The 23,446-nt window shown below is 46.6% G+C and carries 17 protein-coding genes and 1 pseudogene; 14 read left to right on the plus strand and 4 right to left on the minus strand.

Annotated elements, in window-relative coordinates:
• The first annotated feature begins 93 nt into the window (after positions 1–93).
• The 7 genes from cypD (at position 94) to JQX68_RS04140 (ending at position 10,698) form a co-directional block, all read left to right on the plus strand.
• On the plus strand, positions 94–3,279 hold the full coding sequence (gene cypD, locus JQX68_RS04110; RefSeq protein WP_103031715.1) for a bifunctional P-450/NADPH--P450 reductase: 3,186 nt from the start codon (positions 94–96) through the stop codon (positions 3,277–3,279).
• Positions 3,280–3,724: 445 nt separating this feature from the next.
• Positions 3,725–5,644, plus strand: coding sequence for a lipoteichoic acid synthase LtaS1 (ltaS1, locus tag JQX68_RS04115; protein ID WP_069840098.1), 1,920 nt, complete (start codon positions 3,725–3,727; stop codon positions 5,642–5,644).
• Positions 5,645–5,880: 236 nt separating this feature from the next.
• Positions 5,881–6,645, plus strand: a complete 765-nt coding sequence (locus tag JQX68_RS04120) for a glucose-1-phosphate cytidylyltransferase (protein ID WP_014663152.1) — start codon at positions 5,881–5,883, stop codon at positions 6,643–6,645.
• A gap of 6 nt (positions 6,646–6,651) precedes the next feature.
• Entirely contained in the window at positions 6,652–7,620 is a 969-nt protein-coding gene (locus JQX68_RS04125) for a GDP-mannose 4,6-dehydratase (RefSeq protein ID WP_040083881.1), read from the plus strand.
• A 23-nt stretch (positions 7,621–7,643) separates the two neighbouring features.
• The gene (locus JQX68_RS04130; RefSeq protein ID WP_147773081.1) at positions 7,644–8,555 is read left to right on the plus strand and encodes a putative nucleotide-diphospho-sugar transferase; all 912 of its coding nucleotides are present in this window, start codon (positions 7,644–7,646) and stop codon (positions 8,553–8,555) included.
• Positions 8,556–8,583: 28 nt separating this feature from the next.
• The gene (locus tag JQX68_RS04135; protein WP_014663155.1) at positions 8,584–9,762 is read left to right on the plus strand and encodes a glycosyltransferase family 2 protein; all 1,179 of its coding nucleotides are present in this window, start codon (positions 8,584–8,586) and stop codon (positions 9,760–9,762) included.
• A complete protein-coding gene (locus JQX68_RS04140; RefSeq protein WP_040083878.1) occupies positions 9,763–10,698 on the plus strand; it encodes a putative nucleotide-diphospho-sugar transferase in 936 nt (311 codons plus the stop codon). It abuts the gene before it with no gap.
• 27 nt (positions 10,699–10,725) lie between these two features.
• Here the strand turns inward: JQX68_RS04140 and JQX68_RS04145 are convergent, their stop codons facing one another.
• From JQX68_RS04145 to bcaP, 3 genes are all read right to left on the minus strand, one after another.
• Entirely contained in the window at positions 10,726–11,955 is a 1,230-nt protein-coding gene (locus JQX68_RS04145; RefSeq protein WP_069840002.1) for an MFS transporter, read from the minus strand.
• 110 nt (positions 11,956–12,065) lie between these two features.
• Positions 12,066–12,773 (minus strand): YjjG family noncanonical pyrimidine nucleotidase, encoded by a 708-nt coding sequence (locus JQX68_RS04150; protein WP_147773034.1) that lies wholly within the window; start codon positions 12,771–12,773, stop codon positions 12,066–12,068.
• Between the two features lie 96 nt (positions 12,774–12,869).
• Positions 12,870–14,255 carry a branched-chain amino acid transporter BcaP gene (bcaP, locus tag JQX68_RS04155; RefSeq protein WP_147773035.1) on the minus strand — a complete coding sequence of 462 codons (1,386 nt, stop codon included), beginning with the start codon at positions 14,253–14,255 and terminating at the stop codon, positions 12,870–12,872.
• Positions 14,256–14,504: 249 nt separating this feature from the next.
• Here bcaP and yfmT point away from each other — a divergent pair, with 249 nt between their 5' ends.
• The 7 genes and pseudogenes from yfmT (at position 14,505) to JQX68_RS04190 (ending at position 21,673) form a co-directional block, all read left to right on the plus strand.
• Positions 14,505–15,962: a benzaldehyde dehydrogenase gene (yfmT, locus tag JQX68_RS04160; protein WP_014663161.1), complete on the plus strand. Its 1,458-nt coding sequence runs from the start codon at positions 14,505–14,507 to the stop codon at positions 15,960–15,962.
• A 469-nt stretch (positions 15,963–16,431) separates the two neighbouring features.
• On the plus strand, positions 16,432–16,836 hold the full coding sequence (locus JQX68_RS21935) for a methyl-accepting chemotaxis protein (RefSeq protein ID WP_369888597.1): 405 nt from the start codon (positions 16,432–16,434) through the stop codon (positions 16,834–16,836).
• Positions 16,837–16,970: 134 nt separating this feature from the next.
• Positions 16,971–18,860: an ABC-F family ATP-binding cassette domain-containing protein gene (locus JQX68_RS04170; RefSeq protein ID WP_205440542.1), complete on the plus strand. Its 1,890-nt coding sequence runs from the start codon at positions 16,971–16,973 to the stop codon at positions 18,858–18,860.
• Between the two features lie 122 nt (positions 18,861–18,982).
• Positions 18,983–19,429, plus strand: coding sequence for a YfmQ family protein (locus JQX68_RS04175; RefSeq protein WP_040083867.1), 447 nt, complete (start codon positions 18,983–18,985; stop codon positions 19,427–19,429).
• A 125-nt stretch (positions 19,430–19,554) separates the two neighbouring features.
• Entirely contained in the window at positions 19,555–19,977 is a 423-nt protein-coding gene (locus tag JQX68_RS04180) for a MerR family transcriptional regulator (RefSeq protein ID WP_040083865.1), read from the plus strand.
• 65 nt (positions 19,978–20,042) lie between these two features.
• Positions 20,043–21,233 carry an MFS transporter gene (locus JQX68_RS04185; RefSeq protein WP_014663166.1) on the plus strand — a complete coding sequence of 397 codons (1,191 nt, stop codon included), beginning with the start codon at positions 20,043–20,045 and terminating at the stop codon, positions 21,231–21,233.
• 289 nt (positions 21,234–21,522) lie between these two features.
• Positions 21,523–21,673 (plus strand): annotated as a pseudogene (locus JQX68_RS04190) (hypothetical protein).
• A gap of 118 nt (positions 21,674–21,791) precedes the next feature.
• Here the strand turns inward: JQX68_RS04190 and JQX68_RS04195 are convergent.
• Positions 21,792–23,348: an ABC-F family ATP-binding cassette domain-containing protein gene (locus JQX68_RS04195; RefSeq protein ID WP_014663168.1), complete on the minus strand. Its 1,557-nt coding sequence runs from the start codon at positions 23,346–23,348 to the stop codon at positions 21,792–21,794.
• Positions 23,349–23,446 lie beyond the last annotated feature (98 nt).

Below are 23,446 nucleotides of genomic sequence, written 5' to 3' on the forward strand. Positions count from 1 at the left end.
GATCATGCGTCAATTGGAAGAACGGAATAATCATGACCATGAAAGGGAAATGTAGTCAAATAGAAGGCATTTCATACGGAAAGGAATGGTTCGATGAAGGAAACAAGCCCGATTCCTCAGCCGAAGACGTTTGGGCCGCTCGGCAATTTGCCTTTAATTGATAAAGACAAACCGACGCTTTCACTGATCAAGCTAGCGGAAGAACAGGGTCCGATTTTTCAAATCCATACACCCGCGGGCACGACGATTGTGGTGTCCGGCCATGAATTGGTGAAAGAGGTTTGTGATGAAGGACGGTTTGATAAAAGCATTGAAGGCGCCCTGGAGAAGGTTCGCGCGTTTTCCGGTGACGGATTGTTTACGAGCTGGACGCATGAGCCTAACTGGAGAAAAGCGCACAACATTCTGATGCCGACGTTCAGCCAGCGGGCCATGAAGGACTATCATGAGAAAATGGTCGATATCGCTGTTCAGCTCATTCAAAAATGGGCCAGGCTCAATCCGAATGAAGCTGTTGATGTCCCGGGAGATATGACCCGGCTGACGCTCGACACCATTGGGCTGTGTGGGTTTAACTACCGCTTTAACAGCTACTACAGGGAAACGCCCCACCCGTTTATCAACAGCATGGTGCGGGCGCTTGATGAAGCGATGCATCAAATGCAGCGGCTTGATTTCCAAGATAAGCTTATGGTCAGAACAAAGCGGCAATTCCACCATGATATTCAAACGATGTTTTCGTTAGTCGACAGCATTATTGCAGAGCGCCGGGCGAATGGAGACCAGGATGAAAAAGATTTGCTCGCCCGCATGCTGAATGTGGAAGATCCGGAAACGGGTGAAAAGCTCGACGACGAAAATATCCGCTTTCAAATCATTACGTTTTTGATTGCCGGCCATGAGACAACGAGCGGCCTGCTGTCCTTTGCGATCTACTTTTTATTGAAGCATCCTGACAAACTGAAAAAGGCGTATGAAGAGGTAGATCGGGTGCTGACAGATGCAGCGCCGACCTATAAACAAGTGCTGGAGCTTAAATACATACGGATGATTTTAAATGAATCACTGCGCTTATGGCCGACAGCTCCGGCTTTTAGCCTTTATCCAAAAGAAGACACAGTCATTGGCGGAAAGTTCCCGATCACGACGAAGGACAGAATTTCTGTGCTGATTCCGCAGCTTCATCGTGATCGAGACGCTTGGGGAAAGGACGCCGAGGAATTCCGGCCGGAACGGTTCGAACATCAGGACCAAGTGCCTCATCATGCGTACAAACCGTTCGGAAATGGGCAACGGGCCTGTATCGGCATGCAGTTTGCCCTTCATGAAGCCACACTTGTGCTGGGCATGATTTTAAAATATTTCACGTTGATTGATCATGAGAATTATGAGCTTGATATCAAACAAACCTTAACGCTCAAGCCCGGCGATTTTCGCATCAGGGTTCAAACCCGTCATCAGGAAGCCATTCATGCTGACATCCATGCAACAGAAAAGCCGGGGCCTGATAAGCAAAAAGAAGAAACGGAGACAAAGGGCGCATCGGTCATAGGCCTTAACAACCGCCCGCTTCTCGTGCTGTACGGCTCTGATACCGGCACCGCAGAAGGCGTCGCCCGGGAGCTTGCAGATACAGCCAGTCTTCATGGCGTCAGGACCAAAGTGTCACCTCTGAACGATCAGATTGGCAAGCTGCCGACAGAGGGAGCGGTTGTCATTGTGACCTCGTCCTATAACGGAAAACCGCCAAGCAACGCGAGACAGTTTGTCCAGTGGCTCCAAGAAATCAAACCGGGTGAGCTTGAGGGCGTCCATTACGCGGTATTTGGCTGCGGCGACCACAACTGGGCGAGCACGTATCAAGACGTGCCGAGATTCATTGATGAGCAGCTTGCAGAGAAAGGCGCGACTCGGTTTTCTGCGCGCGGGGAAGGTGATGTCAGCGGTGATTTCGAAGGGCAGCTTGATGAGTGGAAAAAGAGCATGTGGGCGGACGCCATCAAAGCATTCGGACTGGAGCTTAATGAAAATGCCGATAAGGAACGAAGCACGCTGAGCCTTCAGTTTGTCAGAGGGCTGGGAGAGTCCCCGCTTGCCCGATCGTATGAAGCGGCTCACGCATCCATCGCCGAAAATCGTGAGCTTCAGTCCGCGGACAGCGATCGAAGCACCCGCCATATCGAAATCGCATTGCCGCCGGATGTTGAATATCAAGAGGGCGACCACCTTGGCGTATTGCCAAAAAACAGTCCAACCAATGTCAGCCGGATTCTCCATAGATTCGGTCTGAAGGGAACAGACCAAGTGACATTGTCGGCAAGCGGCCGCAGTGCGGGGCATCTGCCATTGGGCCGTCCTGTCAGCCTGAATGATCTTCTTAGCTACAGCGTTGAGGTTCAGGAAGCAGCCACAAGAGCGCAAATACGTGAACTGGCCGCTTTTACAGTGTGTCCGCCGCATAAGCGCGAATTAGAAGAACTGACAGCAGAGGGTGTTTATCAGGAACAAATATTGAAAAAACGAATTTCTATGCTGGATCTGCTTGAAAAGTACGAAGCATGCGACATGCCGTTTGAACGATTTTTAGAGCTATTACGTCCGTTAAAACCGAGATATTATTCGATTTCAAGCTCTCCAAGAGTGAATCCGGGTCAAGCATCAATCACAGTTGGCGTTGTGCGCGGCCCGGCGTTGAGCGGCCGTGGCGAATACAGGGGCGTGGCATCAAATGATTTAGCTGAGCGTCAAGCCGGTGATGATGTCGTGATGTTTATCCGCACACCGGAATCCCGGTTTCAGCTTCCGAAAGACCCTGAAACTCCAATTATTATGGTCGGACCAGGCACGGGAGTCGCACCATTTCGCGGTTTCCTTCAAGCCCGTGATGTTTTAAAGCGGGAGGGGAAAACGCTCGGTGAGGCTCATCTCTATTTTGGATGCAGGAACGATCGGGATTTTATTTACCGAGATGAGCTTGAGCAGTTTGAAAAAGACGGTGTAGTCACAGTCCATACAGCCTTTTCCCGAAAAGAAGGCATGCCGAAAACATATGTCCAGCATCTCATGGCTGAACATGCAGAAACCTTAATATCGATTCTTGACCGCGGAGGCAGGCTTTATGTATGCGGTGACGGCAGCAAAATGGCCCCGGATGTGGAGGCGGCACTTCAAAAAGCGTATCAGTCTGTTCATGGAACCGGGGAACAAGAAGCGCAAAACTGGCTGAGACATCTGCAGGATACCGGCATGTATGCCAAAGATGTCTGGGCAGGGATATAGATAAAGAAGACTGGAAACATCCAGTCTTTTTTGTCCTTTCGAAAAAATGGTGATCACGCTAAACATTAGTGCATACAATAACTTCAGTCCGCCGGAAGGGCGGGCTGTCTGCAAAACCTATTTTTCGTTTTTGCTAGTTTATGTTATTCTTATACTCGGTATCTATTTCTTTTTTCAAAGGCACACATGACAAAAGAAATCCTTTTTTTATTTCTGAGGAAAAAAGTGAAACGAAATGAAGGTTTCTTTCGTCCAGTGATTGGTTTCCAAATGGTTGTAATAAAAATGGTATGGTGTGAAACATAAATATTCCGGCTTGCCGCGGTGTATTTATTGTTGTGTGATGCCTTGATTTTGTTTGGAAAGAAGAAATGAGAAGGCAGGATATAAAGAGCAGGTAAATATGAATGAAGAACTTAAAGTGTTTAAGAAAGTAGAGGTTGCCATGAAGAAACTTTTTTCTTACAAACTTAGCTTTTTTGTGCTGGCTGTTATACTGTTTTGGGCAAAAACGTATTTATCCTACAAGACTGAGTTTAATCTTGGGGTAAAAGGCACAACCCAGGAGATCCTCCTGATATTTAACCCATTCTCAAGCGCCGTCTTCTTTTTAGGACTGGCTTTGCTGGCGAAAGGGCGTAAATCAGCCATTATTATGCTGATTATCGATTTCTTGATGACATTTGTCTTATATGCAAATATTTTATTCTATCGTTTCTTTGACGATTTCTTGACGTTCCCGAACATTAAGCAGTCCGGAAACGTTGGAAACATGGGAGACGGTATTTTCAGTATCATGGCCGGTCATGATATTTTCTATTTCTTGGATATTATCATTTTGATTGCGGTATTGATCTGGAGACCTGAATTAAAAGAATACAAAATGAAAAAACGCTTTGCATCTTTAGTGATCCTTTCCGGGGTCGCACTGTTTTTCATCAACCTGCACTATGCGGAAAAAGACCGTCCGCAGCTGCTGACAAGAACGTTTGACCGCAATTATATCGTGAAATATTTAGGTCTTTACAACTACACCATTTATGACGGTGTACAGACAGCTCAAACAGAAACGCAAAGAGCCTATGCAAGCAGCGATGATTTAACAAGCGTCGAGAATTACACGACGTCTCATTATGCGAAACCGAACGCTGAGTACTTCGGCTCTGCCAAAGGCAAAAATATCATTAAAATTCACCTCGAAAGCTTCCAGTCATTCCTGATTGACTACAAGCTGAACGGTGAAGAGGTAACGCCTTTCTTAAATAAACTTGCGCACGGCGGAGAAGATGTGACGTATTTTGATAACTTCTTCCATCAGACAGGCCAGGGAAAAACATCTGACGCCGAGCTGACAATGGATAACTCGATCTTCGGCCTTCCAGAAGGCTCCGCGTTTGTGACGAAAGGCGAAAACACTTACCAGTCGCTTCCGGCGATTTTAGACCAGAAGGAAGGCTATACAAGCGCTGTCCTGCATGGTGATTACAAATCGTTCTGGAACCGTGACCAGATTTACAAACATATCGGATACGATAAGTTCTTCGACGCAAGCACGTATGATATGTCAGATGAAAATGTCATTAATATGGGACTGAAGGATAAGCCGTTCTTTACAGAATCGATTCCAAAGCTTGAGTCTCTTAAACAGCCGTTTTACGCGCATTTGATTACATTGACAAACCATTATCCGTTTAACCTGGATGAAAAAGACGCGTCTCTTAAAAAAGCGACAACCGGCGATAACACAGTAGACAGCTACTTCCAAACAGCGCGTTACCTTGACGAAGCGCTTGAGCAATTCTTCAAGGAGCTGAAGGAAGCCGGCCTGTATGACAACTCAGTCATTATGATTTATGGTGACCATAACGGTATTTCTGAAAACCATAACCGAGCGATGAAAGAGATTCTTGGAAAAGAGATCACAGATTATCAAAACGCACAGAACCAGCGTGTGCCGCTGATGATCCGCGTTCCTGGCAAAAAAGGCGGAGTGAACCATACGTATGGCGGCGAAATTGACGTCATGCCGACACTTCTGCACTTAGAAGGAATTGATTCTCAGAAATATATCAACTTTGGTACTGACTTATTCTCTAAAGACCACGACGATACAGTGGCATTCAGAAACGGAGACTTCGTAACGCCGAAGTACACATCAGTCGACAATGTCATTTACGATACGAAGACTGGTGAAAAATTGAAAGCGAATGAAGAAACGAAGAATCTGAAAACAAGAGTGAACCAGCAGCTGAGCCTTTCAGACAGTGTCCTGTACAAAGACTTGCTGAGGTTCCATAAACTAAATGATTTCACAGCCGTTGATCCGTCAGACTATCATTACGGCAAGGAAAAAGAAATCAAATAAGATGAAAAAGAGCCTTGAGCGGGCGCATTGCCTTCGCTCAAGGCTCTTTTTTTGGTTATATAACCAACTTGAAAAAATAGATTCCATTTGGTCACCAAGGCCGTCTTTCTCTCATATCATTACAGTAGATTTTGAAACCGGTATTGAAATCGGACAAATTATCGGGGAAATGCCTTGATAGATTGTAAAGACGTACCAGGTTTCGAACTCAATATTCATAGAGATGAGGGGTAGAGATGAAAGCGGTCATTCTCTGCGGCGGAAAAGGAACGAGAATGAGTGAAATCACGAATGACATTCCTAAACCGCTCGCCATGATAGGCGGCAAACCGATTCTATGGCATATTATGAAAATCTATCAGTACTACGGAGTAAACGAGTTTATTCTGCTTTTGGGCTATAAAGGCGAAAAAATCAAAGAATACTTTCTCGACTATGAATGGAAGCACAACAGCCTGACACTCGACAGCGCTACGGGAGAGGTACAGATGCTGGGGCAGCCTGAAACGTGGAAAATTACGTTTTTGGAGACTGGGGAAGATACGCTGACAGCCGGAAGAATCTTGCAGGCGAAAGACTATATCGGTGATGAAACATTTCTGCTCACCTATGGGGACGGGCTGGCCAATATCAATCTTTTCCATCTCATCAGCTATCATCAGACAAAAGGTGCTGCCGCGACTGTCACCGGCATTGACAAAGTCTCGCAGTTTGGCACCTTGACGGTTGAGGACGGCATGGCGAAAACATTTTCTGAGAAGACATCAAGTGACGGAATCATCAATGGCGGATTCTTCGTTCTCAGTCCCAAGGTTTTCGATTATTTGCCGAAGGACGGGAACACAATGTTCGAAGATGAACCGCTGAAGAACCTTGCCAAAGACGGAGAGCTTGCCGTGTACCGCCATTATGGATTTTGGACGGCCATCGATACGTATAAAAATCTCTTAGAAGTCAACAAGATGTGGGATCAAGGACAACAAGTATGGAAGGTATGGTGAACCGATTTGAGTTTCTGGAAAAATAAAAACGTATTTGTTACGGGGTGTACAGGTCTTTTAGGAAGCTATTTGGTGAAAGAGCTGATCGAACAGGGCGCAAACGTGACGGGGCTTGTCAGGGATCATGTGCCCCAATCTAATCTGTATCAGGGAGACCATATCAAGAAAATGAACATCGTGCGGGGCTCTCTTGAAGACTTGGCTGTCATTGAACGCGCGCTTGGCGAGTATGAGATCGACACTGTCTTTCACCTCGCTGCACAAGCGATTGTCGGGGTGGCAAATCGCAACCCGATTTCTACCTTTGAAGCAAATATTCTCGGCACATGGAATATTCTCGAAGCCTGCCGCAAGCATCCGTTAATTAAGCGGGTCATTGTCGCTTCAAGTGATAAAGCTTACGGCGATCAAGAAAACCTTCCGTACGACGAAAACATGCCGCTGCAGGGCAAGCACCCGTACGACGTCTCAAAAAGCTGCGCAGATCTGATCAGCCACACCTATTTTCACACGTACGGGCTTCCGGTCTGTATTACGCGCTGCGGAAACTTATACGGCGGCGGGGATTTAAACTTCAACCGCATCATTCCTCAGACGATTCAGCTTGTGCTGAACGGGGAAGCGCCGGAAATCCGCAGCGATGGCACCTTTGTCCGGGACTACTTCTATATTGAAGATGCCGTTCAGGCTTATTTGCTTCTTGCAGAGAAAATGGAAGAAAACAATCTTGCCGGAGAGGCCTTTAACTTCAGCAATGAGATCCAGCTGACCGTCCTTGAACTGGTAGAGAAAATTTTGAAGAAAATGAACAGTAATCTGAAACCTAAGGTGCTGAATCAGGGAAGCAATGAAATCAAACATCAATATTTATCCGCAGAAAAAGCGAGAAAGCTGCTGAATTGGACACCGGCCTACACCATTGATGAAGGACTTGAAAAAACGATTGAGTGGTATACGGAATTCTTCAAAAAGTAATGTGAAACGAGGTGAACATGACTGTGACCAGCGCGTATTGCACCGTTTTATCAAAAGGAAGATTATATCAGGCAGTCGCCTTATTTAAGTCATTAGAGCGAGTAGACCAAGACAGTCCCATTTTTACGCTGTGCATGGACGAAGATACGCACCGCGTGTTACAGAAGCTGAAGATGAAGCAGCTAAACCTTGTGCCGGTGGCCGCTCTTGAAAATGAAATGCTTCAAAAGCTGAAGGAAACTAGAGATCAAAGTGAGTATTGCTGGACGATGAAGCCGATCTTTCTGCAAGCTGTGCTGAACAGCAATCCCGAGCTGGAGCGTGTGACATACATTGACGGGGATCTCTTTTTCTACGCAGATCCATCGCCGATTTTTGAAAACCAGCCGGACTGTTCGGTGCTGCTTTCACGGGGGGATATTGTCATTCCTTCTTTTGAGAAAGATCAGATTGACATGCTGCAGCGTCTTTTAGGCAGATATAATTCTGGGTTTATCAGCTTCAAGCATGATGATGCAGGCACTGACTGCTTGGAGTGGTGGAAGGAACGCTGTCTTGAGGAATGCAAAAATGCGCCGGGTGAAGGAAAATTCGGTGACCAAGGCTATTTGGATTATATGTCTGGGCTGTTTCCGAATGTTTGTGATATTACGACACCCGGCGTGAACATTGGTCATTGGAATTATGGGCAGCATACGTTTTCGTGGGAGGATGGCCGAATCGTGCTGGAGGATGGCAGTCCGTTGATTTTTTATCATTTCAGCGGATACCGAATCGTCGGCATCAATGAAATCAAGCAGATTCATGAAACAACCCGCACAGACCTGCCGTTTGTGCATGAACTGTATCAAGTAACACTGCCGCATATCATTGAGCACATCAAAACATTAGACCCTGAATTTAACGGTTTTGCTTCAAAAGATGACAACAAATAAATGAGTAAATACAGGAAGTGAAAATGAAGTGAAAGCAAGCGTTATTATTCCTGCATATAATTCAAAGGAGCGTCTTTATAATAGCCTTCTGTCATTAAACCAGCAGGAGTGCGATGAAGAATTCGAAGTCATTGTAGCGGACAATGGCTCTGAGGACGGGACGCTCTCAATGCTTGAATCATTTCAAGCGGATTTTCCGCTGATTTTTACCCGGATTAAGGAAAACAGGGGGATTGCGTACGGTCGAAATCAGGCGCTGCGCAATGCCAGAGGAGATATCCTGATTTTCCATGACAGCGATATGCTTGCGGCAAAGGACCTTGTGGCAAAGCATATTAAAGCCCATGAGAATGAAGAGAATCTCGTCGTGTGCGGGTTGTTTTGGAAGCGGATCTACAGTTTTTATTATGAACGATTTGAAGAAGAACATAAGGAACAGCTCGCAAAGCTCACAGATGAAATGCCGAAAAAAGACAAACAAAAGCTGCTGGAGGAAGCGGACATTAAAAACGGAAGCTTTCTTGATAAAAGCTTTGACCTTAATACCGACTTTATTGACGTGCTCAAGCAGATTTTAGATGAGTACGGAGATGATCTGGAAGGCTATCATATGCCATGGCGCTTTTTTATCACAAATAATTCCTCTGTTAAACGCAAGCATGTCGTTGATCTCGGTTTATTTGATGAGGGCATTGTGCGGTACGGGTTTGAGGATTATGATCTCGGCATCAGGCTTCATCAGGCCGGATTGACCTTCAGGCTTCGGCGCGATATTGTCAGTGTTCATCAGGAGCATCCAAGCAATTGTAAGTCTGTAGACGATATTCGGGCAAACATTGCCTATATGTGCGATAAATACAACAATATCCGGTCCTTAGACGTTCATCTCGCTTTTAATGGGCCGTTCCCGCCTGACATGACGAACAGAATCATGGATGATATTCAAAAGCTGCTGGAATCTCAGAAATATGATCTGCTGCTGAATCTATTTCTTGAGCTTCTGCATGTTGTTAAAGAGCGCAATATTGATCCGGATTGGCGAAAGAAATCCCCAAGGGTGACGGCGGAAAGCTTTGATTTACAAACTGTCCGCAAGCTTCTGCCAAAAGCGAAGAAAAAGCTAGGCGTGAACGATTTCGCCAACGCACTGTATGCGCTTGTCAACGATTTGCTGCACGTGGATCTTAGATCATTGGATGTGGTATAAGTGAGTACATTTCATTTTTCAACGATAGTGTCAAGGACACATATCTTTAAGCTCATGCCCATGATTCATTCTCTCCATGAGCATTGCGATGATTTTCATTTATATGTGCTGTGTGTCGACCAGAAAGCGTACGAATTGCTTCAGCACGTTCCATGGGAGCATGTCAGCTTTGTGCAGCTGCATGAAATGGAAGACCCGGAGCTGCTGAAAGCAAAAAGCAACAGAACGTTTCATGAATATTGCTGGACGTTAAAACCGGCCTTTTTGTTTCATGTGATGAGCAAGTGGGATGACGCTGAATACTTTGCCCATATGGATACGGATCTATTTTTCTTTTCTGATCCGGCACGTATTTTTGCAGAAAACCCAACGGCGTCTCTGTATTTGACTGATCATCGTAATTCGCCGCGCTTCACGTCCTACTACGACCGAACCGGACGCTTTAATACAGGCTTTGTCGGTGCCGGTAATACAAAGGAAGCATATGAAGCGGTATGGCAGTGGAGACAGGACTGTATTGCATTTTGCACGGTCGAAATGGATACGGAACGAAAGACATATGGTGATCAAAGATATGTGGAGAAATGGCCGGCGCAGTTTAAAGGTGTTCATGTTGTCAAATCAATAGGAGCCAATACAGCGCTTTGGAATATCGAAAACTATAAGGTCGGGCAAAAGGACGGCCGCGTGTATATAGATGAAACGCCGCTGATTTTCTATCATTTCTCTGGGTTTACACTGGTGACAGAAAAAGAGTTTAATCTTTGCTGGTACTACCGGATTGAAGATGAAGCGACAATTGAGATGATTTATATGCCGTATATATTAAATCTGAAAAAATGGATTGATGAAATACAGTCCGCGTTTCCAGACTTTGCGGACGGATTTATCCCGAAGCATGCAGTGCCTGACACTCATTTTATACAACTTGATTAAAAAAACCCTGCTGCTGGGCAGGGTTTTTTAGCTATGCCATTCTCTCACCTTCTGGTCACTTGGCAATAGGAAGGCAAGGATGCCGAGGACAGGGAGAAAGGCAATGGCGATCATCGTGGGGGTCAGTCCCGCTGCATCAATCAGAGCGCCCAGCGCCACAGCGCCGATCGCGCCCATCCCGAAGGCAAGACCGACGGTTAACCCAGACATTGTGCCGATTTTTCCAGGAACTAGTTCCTGTGCATAGACAACCGTTACGGAGAAGCTCGACATCAGAACCACGCCAATCAATGCGAGCACGCCATAGGCGAGAACCGGGCCGGCAAATGGCAGCAAAATCGCCAGCGGCGCCGAGCATAACAGCGAACCGAGGATAACGAAGCGTTTTCCAAAACGGTCTGCAAGCGGGCCGCCGAGAAACGTGCCGATCGCGCCAAACAGCAAGAAGACAAAAATATAGCTTTGTGCCTGCTGAATGCTTACGTGATATGTATCCATCGCGTAAAACGTGTAAAAGTTGCCGATCGCACTCGTATACCAGGAACGCGCAAAAATGAGAAATATAATAATAATAAGAGCAGATACAACAGATTTGGTGATGGCTGTGTTTTCAGCCGTTTTCTTTTGCTTGCTTGATTTCTGGGCGAGACTGCCAAGACGTGAGGCGTACCATTTCGCAATATACATGAGAAACATAACAGCAAGCGCGGCGACAAGCGTGAACCAAACAGCGCCGAATTGCCCGAGCGGCACAAGGATCAGCGCGGTGATCAGCGGCGCCATCGCTTGGCCTGAGTTTCCGCCCACTTGATAAATCGACTGGGCGAGTCCGCGTTTTGTGCCGGCGGCCATATACGCCACACGAGAGCCCTCCGGATGGAAAATGGCTGAGCCTAATCCAATGAAAAACACACAGCATAAGATCGTGATGAATGACGGGGCGAATGCAAGACCCAAAATGCCAAGCATGCTGGCGGTCAAACCGACTGGAAGCGCGTACGGCCGCGGCCGTTTATCGGTATACCAGCCGACGACAGGCTGCATCACGGATGACACCATGTTTAATGTGAAAGCGATGATGCCGAGCTGTGTAAACGTCAGGCTCATGGAGCGTTCCAAAATAGGAAACATGGCCGGAATCACGGCCTGCAGCGAATCGTTGAGCATATGGCAGATTCCGATAATAATCAAAATCGGATACACCGTGGTGCCGGGTTTTTGAACTGTTTTTTCTTTTAACGGGGCGGCGATAGCCAATTGAGTCTCCTCCTTACATATATAGCCAAAGCATACCATCATATTATTCATAAGGTGAAGAATTTATCAAGAGGAAAAAAGACTTTTATGAAAGAAACGCCGTCAGCCGATTAGCAGCTGACGGTATTTTCGATATTCAAAATGTGATATAGCTCTTCAAGCTTACGAATCTCATAGGTTGGGATGATCTCTGGCACATTCGGCTTCATCTCAGGGTTCATCCAGCAAGTATCAAGCCCGACGAGCTGGCCGCCTTTAATGTCAGCAGTCAACGAATCCCCAATGATTAATGTGTGCTCTGCTGAAAATTGGGGAATCCGTTCAAACACGTAATCGAAATATTCTTTCATCGGCTTTTGGAAGCCTGTGTCTTCAGAAACGAAAATGTCCTTGAAGAACGGAAATAATCCTGAGTCACGGAGACGCTTGTATTGTGTGTTAGACACGCCGTTTGTCACGATGTACAAATCAAACTGATGCTGCAGATTTGAGATGAGAGCAAAAGCACCGTCTATCAGCTGATGTCCTTCTTCAAGAAAGCAGCGGTATTTTTGCTCAAGCAAAGCGCCGTCCGCCTCGTAACCGTACTCCTTGAGCAAAGCGGAAAAACGCGTATTCACGACTTCATCCCGTGTTATCTTTCCTTCTTCAAAGGCTCTCCAGAGACCTTGATTGATGGCTTTATATTGCGACTTCATGTCACTTGTTAAAGGAATGTTTTGATCTTCAAACAGCAAACGGAGGGCCAAAGCTTCTGCCGCTTTAAAATCAAGGATGGTATCATCTACATCAAATAATAAAGTGCGGTATTGTTTCATCTGTGTGTCTTCCCTTCTCATATGTACTCAAAGTATAGCACATAAAAAAAGGAAAAAGCCGGCGGATGAGTGAGGCAGCGCCGGCTGAAAAAGAGATTATTTGTTTAATAAACTGTGTTTTCTCGAATATAGGAAGTAAACCAGTGTTCCGACAGCGATCCAGATGACAAATGAAAGCCATGTGACGCCGGGAAGGCTGTACATGAACCAGAGGCAGATGCCTGCGCTGATAATCGGCACAACCGGAACGAATGGCACTCTGAAGGACGCTTTGATTTCAGGATGTTTCTTTCTTAACACAATGACAGCAATGGAAATGACCGTAAACGCGGCAAGTGTTCCCATGTTCACCAGATGAGCCAGCGTTCCGAGGTTAATAAACCCGGCGATTCCCGCTGCAACGATCCCTGTGAGCCATGTATTGCGAAACGGCGTTTTAAATGACGGATGAACCTTTGCGAACAAGCCAGGCAGAAGGCCGTCTCTGCTCATGGCAAATGTCAAGCGGACCTGAGCGTACAGCAAAGCGAGCATCACCGTCGTAATCCCGATAATCGCACCAACAGAAATAATTCCGGCGACAGCGTCCTGTCCGACGAATTTCAGCGCGAAGGACACCGGATCTCCGACATTCAATTTGGCGTAAGGCATCATGCCTGTCAGCACAAGCGATACCGCGATGTACAGAACCGTACAGACGGCTAGAGCTGAAATAATGCCGACGGGCATGTTTTTTTGTGGATTTTTCACTTCCTCTGAAGCGTTAGAAACCGCGTCAAACCCAAGGTACGCGAAGAAAACAGTGGCAGCGCTCAGAATGACGCCTTTCATCCCAAATGGCATAAAAGGAGACCAGTTGTCCGGTTTCACATAGCCGATGCCGACAATAATGAACAATAAAATGATCGCGATTTTCATCAGTACGATGACGTTGTTAAAGCGTGTGCTTTCCTTGACGCCTCTGCTGACAATCGCAGTGATGAGGAGAATGATCACTGCAGCCGGAAGATTAAATACGGCATCCGGCGTGCTTCCCGGCGCACCTGTCAGTGCAGCCGGAAGATGGAGATTAAAGCCGGCAAGCAGCGATTGAAAGTAGGAAGACCAGCCGGTGGCAACCGCCGACAGTGCAATGACATATTCAAGCATGAGATCCCATCCGATCAAAAAGGCGAGCAGCTCTCCAAGTGTCACGTATGAGTATGAGTACACGCTTCCCGAAATCGGAATGGAAGACGAAAACTCAGCATAACAGAATGCAGCCAGCGCACAGGCGAGCCCTGCTAAAATAAACGATATGATGAGGGCGGGACCTGCACCGGTCGCTGCCACTGTTCCTGTAATGACAAAAATCCCTGTACCGATGACACAACCGATACCGAGCAAGGTTAAATCAAATGCGCTTAACGTACGGGCAAGGCTTTTTGACTTGCTCTGCGCATTCAATGTTTCAAGCGGTTTTTTTCTAAATAATGAACTCATCAAAAGTTCCTCCTGTAAATATTCAAAATATTCCAATCATTATATACAGTTCTTGTTGTATTATATTGTCGAAATTTGACGCAGTCAATAAAATATTTTTCTGCTTTAAACGATAGAAGCGAAACAGCGTTGTCGTATCATAGGATAGCAATTTTTACTAATCTAATATTCAATTTTATGCAGGATGAACCGATAGAAAAAATAGATTCGCCCATATTTTGATTTGCGGTTATAAAGGAGATGCTGACCATGTTTCAATATGAAGAGTTGAATAAACAGTATATCGGCGGGAAATGGCAGGAGGGCAGCAGCCCAAATGTATTGGAAAACAAAAATCCTTATACTCAAAAAACATTCACAACATTCCGTAAAGCGACTGCTGACGATGTAGATGAAGCGTACCGGGCAGCGGCGCTGGCGAAGAAAAAATGGGATGCGGTCAATCCGTTCGAAAAAAGATCCATTCTAGAAAAAGCCGTCACGTATATCGAAGAAAACGAAGAAGCCATTATTTATTTGATTATGGAAGAGCTTGGGGGAACAAGGCTCAAAGCAGCCTTTGAAATCGGTCTTGTCAAAAACATCATAAAAGAAGCGGCAACGTTCCCTGTCCGCATGGAAGGTAAAATTCTTCCGTCCACAATAGACGGAAAGGAAAACAGATTATATCGCGTGCCGGCAGGTGTTGTCGGTGTCATCAGTCCATTTAACTTCCCATTCTTTTTATCTATGAAATCAGTGGCGCCTGCACTCGGAGCCGGCAATGGCGTTGTGTTAAAGCCGCATGAGGAAACGCCGATATGCGGCGGAACGCTGATTGCGAAAATTTTTGAGAACGCGGGAATCCCAGAGGGTCTGCTGAATGTTGTTGTCACAGACATTGCTGAAATCGGAGACAGCTTCGTTGAGCATCCAGTGCCGCGAATTATCTCATTTACCGGTTCTACGAAAGTCGGCAGCTACATCGGGCAGCTTGCGATGAAGCATTTTAAAAAGCCGCTTCTTGAGCTTGGCGGGAATAGCGCCTTCATCGTGCTTGAGGATGCAGATATAGAATATGCGGTCAACGCGGCGGTGTTCAGCCGATTTACACATCAAGGACAAATTTGCATGTCAGCCAATCGCGTGCTTGTCCATTCATCTATTTATGATAAGTTCCTTGAGCTCTATCAGGCAAAAGTGGAATCGCTGAAAGTCGGCGACCCAATGGACCCTGATACGATTATCGGGCCATTAATCAACAGCAGACAGACGGACGGGCTGATGAAGTCTGTTGAGCAAGCAATTGAAGAAGGCGCTGTACCTGTGAAGCTTGGCGGATTTAACGGGACGATTGTGGAACCGACGATCTTAAAAGACGTCAAACCGTTCATGAGCATTGCCAAGGAAGAGCTGTTCGGGCCGGTCGTCTCCTTTATGAAGTTTGATTCAGAAGACGAAGCGGTGGATATCGCAAACGAAACGCCGTTTGGATTGAGCGGTGCCGTACATACGTCAAATCTTGAGCGCGGCGTGGCTTTTGCGAAACGCATTGAAACAGGCATGATACACGTTAATGACACGACCATTAATGATGAACCGAATGTAGCCTTCGGCGGTGAAAAGCAATCAGGCCTCGGCCGTTTGAACGGTGAGTGGAGCCTTGAAGAATTTACAACGCTGAAATGGATCTCGGTTCAGCACGAAAAACGCAGCTTCCCTTATTAATGAATAGGAGTGAATGGAATTGAGCATAAAAACGGAAAAAGAAACGGCAGATATTCTGGACGCATTTATCAAAGTAGCCCCTTATTTAAACAGCCTGGTTCAGGATGATATTACAATCGGCATTTATGATACGGAAAAGCTGCTCGTGAACATACCGGCCAAAACCTTTTCGCTGAATGTAAAAGCCGGCGATCCGCTGCAGGAAGGGGATATCATCACAGATGCCATCCGCAGCAATCAGAAGAAAACGAGCATGGTTCCGAAAGAATTGTTCGGCTTCCCGTTGATCGCCCGTGCCATCCCGCTCCACGACGAGAATGGAAGAGTCATTGGAGGCGTTGGCCTCGGTACGAGCCTTGAGGAGTCATCGAAGCTGCATGATGTGGCAGAAAGCTTATCGGCTGTTGTTGAACAAACGGCCGCGGCCATTTCCGACATTTCTGAATCAATTAACGGGTTTTCAACTCAAATGTCAGGCATTTCCTCTCAGGCGAAAAAAGTAAGCGAAAGCGCCGGTGAAATCGCCGATATTTCAGTCACTGTTAAAGGCATCTCTGACCAAAGCAATCTGCTTGGCTTGAACGCCGCGATCGAAGCGGCAAGAGCAGGGGAGTCCGGAAAAGGCTTCTCTGTCGTTGCAGATGAGATCAGAAAGCTGGCGACGCATTCAAAAGAAAATGTCGGCCAAATTGACCAGATTACGAAAAAAATCCACAGCCTGCTGAAAGGGCTGGAGGAATCCATTGAGTCAATTAATCAGCATACAGACGGACAAGCCGCTGCCGTTGAACAAATTTCCGCCACGATGCAGGAGATTTCAGGAAGCGCGCAGCATCTTGCAAAAATGGCAGAAAAAGCGCTTGAGGAAGAGTAAGAGACCGGGGACAAACGTCCCCGGTCTTTTTCTTATCCCGCATTTCCATGAAATTCGTCTGACGTTTTACTAGTTTTATTCCAGCGGCTGATTTAAAATGTACACATGAACTTACGTGAGGATTGATAGGAACCATGAGCATATTAAAAGCGGAAAACCTTTATAAAACATACGGAGATAAAACATTATTCGACCATATCTCCTTTCATATTGAAGAGAATGAGAGAATCGGATTAATCGGGCCGAACGGAACAGGAAAATCAACGCTGCTGAAAGTGATTGCCGGCTTGGAATCTATCGAAGAAGGAGTAATCACGAAATCCGGAAGCGTGCACGTGGAATTTCTTCATCAAGACCCTGAGCTGCCCGCGGGGCAAACAGTGTTGGAGCATATCTATTCCGGTGAATCGGCTGTGATGAAAACCTTGCGTGAATATGAAAAAGCGTTGCATGAATTGGGGAAAGATCCCGAAAATGAACAGCGCCAGAAACACCTGCTGGCAGCGCAGGCGAAAATGGACGCGAACAACGCATGGGATGCAAACACCCTGGCAAAAACCGTACTGACTAAGCTGGGTGTCAGCGATGTAACAAAGCCGGTCAACGAGCTCTCAGGAGGCCAGAAAAAACGGGTAGCCATTGCCAAAAACTTAATTCAGCCCGCTGATCTGCTCATTTTGGACGAGCCGACAAACCATTTGGATAATGAAACGATTGAGTGGCTTGAAGGATATTTAAGCCAATATCCCGGCTCTGTTATGCTGGTCACGCACGATAGATATTTCTTAAACCGTGTCACGAACCGCATTTATGAGCTAGAACGAGGCAGCCTCTACACGTATAAAGGCAACTATGAAGTGTTTTTAGAAAAACGCGCGGAACGGGAAGCGCAGGCTGAGCAAAAGGAAACGAAGCGGCAAAACCTGCTGCGCCGTGAACTGGCTTGGCTCAGACGAGGAGCGAAAGCCCGATCCACAAAACAAAAGGCGAGAATTGACCGGGTAGAAGCGCTTAAAGAGCAGAAAGGCCCTCAGTCATCGGGTTCACTCGATTTTGCGATTGGCTCGCACCGTCTCGGCAAACAGGTCATTGAAGCGGAGAACGTCATGATCGCTTATGATGGCCGCATGCTCGTCGACCGTTTTAATGAACTTGTCATACCGGGTGAACGGATCGGAATCATCGGGCCGAACGGCATCGGGAAAACAACGCTGTTAAACACCCTTGCCGGCCGTCATACGCCGGACGGAGGCGATATTACGATCGGACAGACGGTCAGAATCGGCTACTATACCCAGGATCATAGTGAAATGAATGGTGAGTTAAAGGTCATTGACTATATAAAAGAAACGGCGGAGGTCGTAAAAACAGTAGATGGCGATATCATTACAGCTGAACAAATGCTGGAGCGTTTCCTCTTCCCGCGTTCAATGCAGCAGACGTATATCCGCAAGTTGTCCGGCGGGGAAAAACGCCGTTTATACTTGCTACAGGTTCTCATGCAGGAGCCGAATGTCCTGTTTCTCGATGAGCCGACGAACGATTTGGATACTGAAACATTAAGCGTTCTTGAGGATTACATCGACCAATTCCCTGGCGTCGTCATTACCGTATCCCATGACCGCTATTTCCTTGACCGCGTCGTCGACCGTTTGATTGTGTTTGAAGGAAATGGTGTCATTTCCCGCTTCCAAGGCTCCTACAGCGATTATATGGAAGAGTCAAAAGCGAAAAAAACAACTGAAAAATCGGCTGCTGAAGCAAAACCGGCTGAAGCCGAGCCAAAGAAAAAACGGAAAAAGCTTTCTTACAAAGACCAGCTGGAATGGGACGGCATCGAAGATAAAATTGCTCAGCTGGAAGAAAAACATGAACAGCTCGAAGCTGACATCGCCGCAGCAGGCAGTGATTTTGGCAAAATCCAAGAGCTGATGGCCGAGCAGGCGAAAACGGCGGAAGAGCTTGAGGCTGCGATGGACCGCTGGACAGAATTGTCCCTCATGATCGAAGAACTGGAAAGCTAAAAAGCGTGGCCGCAGCAGGCCGCGCTTTTTTTCACATAATGTACAAAAACGAATCGGCCTGCTTATGATAGGATGGAATTGTGTGTCAGCGGCACATGGAAAACTAACGGAGATGATGAAGTATGACATGGGCGATCGTGATGTTAATTCTCATGAGTCTGGTGAAAATCGTATTAACCTGTCTTCCTACAGGCGTCATAGAATGGCTGCTAAGCAAATTTGAAGTGCACGCCAAGCTTAGTGATGAAAATGCGAGCCTCTCTCTAGACGGAAAACGTCTCGAGGGTACAGAGAAGCAGAAAGTGATTGATCAATTTAACGAAGCTGTCTTCCTGGAGAAATATTATATTTACCCAGGTGACGAAGAGCGTTATTTATATCCGGAAAACGGCGGCACGCCGCTGGTGATAGATACGAAAAAAGGCAAACATGATGTGAGGCTGTTTGTATACCGCTACGACGACCATATCGACGTCGTAAAACAGTACAAGAAGAAAGTGATTGCGTATCGAGTGCTTTCAGAAAGCCTTCAAAAAGAGTCTCTGTCACTGGCGGGAAGTTTAGCTTAAACAGGAAAGTGAAAGACGGGTGCTTTATGCTGCTCGTCTTTTTTTATTGCTTTTCAAAAGTTAACGTTTACGTTAAGGTTCAAAAGGTGTATAATGGTAACAGAAACGGCGAAGGGGGATTTACCTTGGAATGGATGAAGATTGATCAAGTGGCCAAAAGAAGCGGGCTGACAAAGCGGACCATCCGGTTTTATGAAGAAATCGGTTTGATTCCGGCGCCGAAACGGACAGACGGCGGTGTAAGGCTTTATTCAGAGGATGATATGGAGGAGCTTGAGAAAGTCATCAGCACAAAAGAGGTGCTCGGTTTTTCCCTTCAGGAGCTTCAGCATTTCATGGAAACCAGCCGTCAGCTAGAGTTAAACAAAGAGGGGTATTTGTTGTCACTGGATCCTAAGGAACGGAAAGAAAAACTGGAGGAAATTCAGGAAACCCTGAATCACCAGCTGGGTTTGATTGATGAGAAAATCCGCACATTTCAAAGCTTTAAAGAACATCTGCAGGGCATGAAAGAAAAAGCGGAACGTGGCATTCAATCAATCGAATGAAAAGTTTGTTAAACGCTATTTTTGTAGCGTTTCTTTTAATGGAATAAAGATGGAGGTCAGGTCAAATGGATAAGACAAAACAAGTGAATCAGAAAACGGGCTTGCTCAGCCAGCCGAAAGCGGTATGGGCTGTCGCGTTTGCCTGTGTGATTTCTTTTATGGGAATCGGGCTGGTCGATCCAATTCTTCCGGCAATTGCCGCACAATTACATGCTTCACCTAGTGAAGTATCACTCTTGTTTACAAGTTATTTGCTTGTTACCGGATTTATGATGTTTTTCTCAGGAGCCATTTCCAGCCGCATCGGCGCGAAATGGACATTAATTCTCGGACTTATTTTTATTATTGTGTTTGCGGGGCTTGGCGGCAGCTCAAGTTCAATTGCTCAGCTAGTCGGCTATCGCGGCGGCTGGGGATTAGGTAATGCTTTGTTTATCTCCACAGCGCTTGCGGTTATCGTCGGCGTGTCAGTCGGCGGAAGCGCCCAAGCGATTATTTTGTATGAGGCTGCGCTCGGTCTTGGGATTTCTGTCGGACCGCTTGCAGGCGGAGAGCTTGGAAGCATTTCATGGCGCGCACCGTTTTTCGGAGTATCTGTCCTGATGTTTATAGCGTTAATCGCGATTTCTTTCATGCTGCCAAGATTACCGAAACCGGTGAAACGCGTCGGTGTGTTTGATGCGATGAAGGCGCTCAAATATAAAGGCCTTTTAACGATGGCCGTATCGGCATTCTTATACAACTTTGGATTTTTTATTTTGCTTGCTTATTCTCCATTCGTTCTGGATTTGGATGAACACGGTCTTGGATATGTCTTCTTCGGCTGGGGCCTTCTGCTGGCGCTTACGTCAGTCTTTACGGCGCCGCTCGTGCACAAAGCGCTGGGCACAGTGCGTTCGCTCGTCGTTCTCTTTATCGCCTTTGCGGCCATTCTCGTTATTATGGGGATCTGGACAGACCATCAGACTTTGATTATTACATGTATCGTTGTCGCTGGTGCTGTCCTCGGTATGGTGAATACGATCATGACAACCGCTGTGATGGGTTCTGCGCCGGTTGAACGCTCAATCGCGTCTTCAGCCTACAGCTCAGTCCGCTTCATCGGCGGCGCACTCGCTCCGTGGATTGCGGGAATGCTGTCAGAACACTTCACCGCAAGCACACCATATACAGTCGGCGGTATCGTCGTTTTTGTCGGCATGCTTGTCCTTCTCATGGGACGTAAACATCTTGCCGGAATTAAGGCGGGGCATTAATAAAGAAAGACACTGCGCATATGCAGTGTCTTTTTATTTGTTATAATGCATCATAATCGAATTGGTGCAGGAAAGGAAAGTCTTTATGACACAATTTTACTACTTAACAGCTAAAAACCCTTTAGAAACCGGTTTTTTCGGTCAGCAAGAACGGCGTTCGCGGAAAGGGCATCCGCTACGGTCAGGCATTGATGCGGCTGGGATTTATCTTGTAGGAGCTGAGAATGTGTCCGTTCATTTACGATTGCCAATTCAAGTGATGGTTCATGCTGTAGAGGGGACGTTTGCCATGAAGGCAAAGCCTGACGAATATGAACAGAAATGTTTAGAAACGCTCTATCAATACATACACAGCGTCATGAAAAACAGCTTTTCTGTAGAGTGGTTCACCGCTTGGGCTGATGAGGAGGACTTTGAATTGTCTGCCAAAAGAGAGCTGACACTAGATGAATTCACATCGCCATTGCAGCTCATTTTAAAAGACAGAGAGCTTTTGAGAATCGTTCAGAAAAAATGGCAGTAAAAAACCCGCCCTTCAGCAGGCGGGTTTTCTTCGGTTTAAAGCACTTTCGTTGTCCAAGACTCGCAGTTCCATGTTTCTGTCGCGATATCCATATAAAACTCTGGCTCGTGGGAAATAAGCAGAATCGAGCCTTTGTATTCTTTGAGGGCGCGCTTGAGCTCTTCCTTGGCATCGACATCCAAGTGGTTTGTCGGCTCATCGAGCACCAGCAGGTTTGTTTCCGAATTGATTAGCTTGCACAATCTGACTTTCGCTTTTTCGCCTCCGCTTAATACGGAGACGCGGCTTTCGATATGCTTTGTCGTCAGTCCGCATTTTGCCAGTGCGGCACGGATTTCATACTGCGTATAAGAAGGGAATTCGCTCCATACCTCTTCAATGCACGTATTGTTGTTTGTTTCCTTGACCTCTTGCTCGAAATAGCCGGTATAGATGTGCTCGCCGCGTTCAACCGAACCTTCGAGCGGCTGGATCTCGCCAAGTAAACTTTTCAGCAACGTCGTTTTTCCGATCCCATTCGCGCCGTAAAGGGCGATTTTTTGGCCGCGCTCCATGCGGAGGTTGAGCGGACGGGACAGCGGGGAATCGTAACCGATCACGAGATCCTTCGTTTCGAAAATCAGCTTGCCTGACGTTCTCGCCGGCTTGAAGTGGAATTCCGGCTTTGGCTTTTCAGCCGCAAGCTCGATCATATCCATCTTATCGAGTTTCTTTTGGCGGGACATCGCCATGTTTCTCGTGCTGACGCGCGCTTTGTTGCGGGCAACGAAATCCTTCAGCTCTGCGACTTCCTGCTGCTGCTTTTTGTAGGCCGCTTCAAGCTGCTGTTTCTTCACCTCGTAGACTTCCATAAACTGATGGTAGTCGCCGACATAGCGTGTCAGCTCTTGATTTTCAACGTGATAAATCAGGTTGATGACGCTATTTAGGAACGGAATATCGTGGGAAATCAGGATGAACGCGTTCTCGTATTCCTGCAGGTAGCGTTTCAGCCATTCAATATGCTGTTCATCAAGATAGTTGGTCGGCTCATCGAGAAGCAGAATTTCCGGCTTTTCAAGAAGCAGCTTGGCGAGAAGAACCTTTGTGCGCTGTCCACCGCTTAGATCAGTGACATCTCGCTCTAAACCGATATCACTCAAGCCGAGGCCGCGGGCGATTTCTTCCACCTTGGAATCAATGACATAAAAATCATTGTTAGTCAGCGCGTCTTGAATGACGCCGACTTCTTCAAGCAGCTTTTCGAGCTCATCGGGATCAGCCTCGCCCATTTTGTTGTAAATCTCGTTCATTTCCTCTTCCATCGCAAATAAATAATGGAACGCGTCTTTCAGGACGTCACGAATGGATTTTCCTTTTTCAAGCACGGTATGCTGGTCAAGATAGCCGACACGGACATTTTTTGACCACTCGACTTTTCCCTCATCAGGTTCAAGCTTTCCGGTAATAATATTCATGAAGGTTGATTTTCCTTCACCGTTTGCGCCGATCAGCCCGACGTGCTCGCCTTTTAACAGGCGGAAGGAAACGTTATTAAAAATGGCCCGGTCCCCGAAGCCGTGGCTTAAATCCTTTACAGATAAAATACTCATGTTTACACCTCTATCGTTTATCAAACACGCTCAATCGGCGTGTAATATTCACCCTTTTGATTATAAAGGAGGATTCGGAATGTTGAAAGGTATAGGAA

It is taken from the genome of Bacillus sp. LJBS06 (genome assembly GCF_016924995.1).
Lineage (GTDB): Bacteria > Bacillota > Bacilli > Bacillales > Bacillaceae > Bacillus > Bacillus stercoris.

Coding starts and splice junctions, on each gene's coding strand:
- cypD (WP_103031715.1), top strand. CDS start 94: ATGAAGGAAACAAGCCCGATTCCTCAGCCGAAGACGTTTGGGCCGCTC.
- ltaS1 (WP_069840098.1), top strand. CDS start 3,725: ATGAAGAAACTTTTTTCTTACAAACTTAGCTTTTTTGTGCTGGCTGTT.
- JQX68_RS04120 (WP_014663152.1), top strand. CDS start 5,881: ATGAAAGCGGTCATTCTCTGCGGCGGAAAAGGAACGAGAATGAGTGAA.
- JQX68_RS04150 (WP_147773034.1), bottom strand. CDS start 12,773: ATGAAACAATACCGCACTTTATTATTTGATGTAGATGATACCATCCTT.
- bcaP (WP_147773035.1), bottom strand. CDS start 14,255: ATGAGTTCATTATTTAGAAAAAAACCGCTTGAAACATTGAATGCGCAG.
- yfmT (WP_014663161.1), top strand. CDS start 14,505: ATGTTTCAATATGAAGAGTTGAATAAACAGTATATCGGCGGGAAATGG.
- JQX68_RS21935 (WP_369888597.1), top strand. CDS start 16,432: ATGTCAGGCATTTCCTCTCAGGCGAAAAAAGTAAGCGAAAGCGCCGGT.
- JQX68_RS04170 (WP_205440542.1), top strand. CDS start 16,971: ATGAGCATATTAAAAGCGGAAAACCTTTATAAAACATACGGAGATAAA.
- JQX68_RS04175 (WP_040083867.1), top strand. CDS start 18,983: ATGACATGGGCGATCGTGATGTTAATTCTCATGAGTCTGGTGAAAATC.
- JQX68_RS04185 (WP_014663166.1), top strand. CDS start 20,043: ATGGATAAGACAAAACAAGTGAATCAGAAAACGGGCTTGCTCAGCCAG.
- JQX68_RS04195 (WP_014663168.1), bottom strand. CDS start 23,348: ATGAGTATTTTATCTGTAAAGGATTTAAGCCACGGCTTCGGGGACCGG.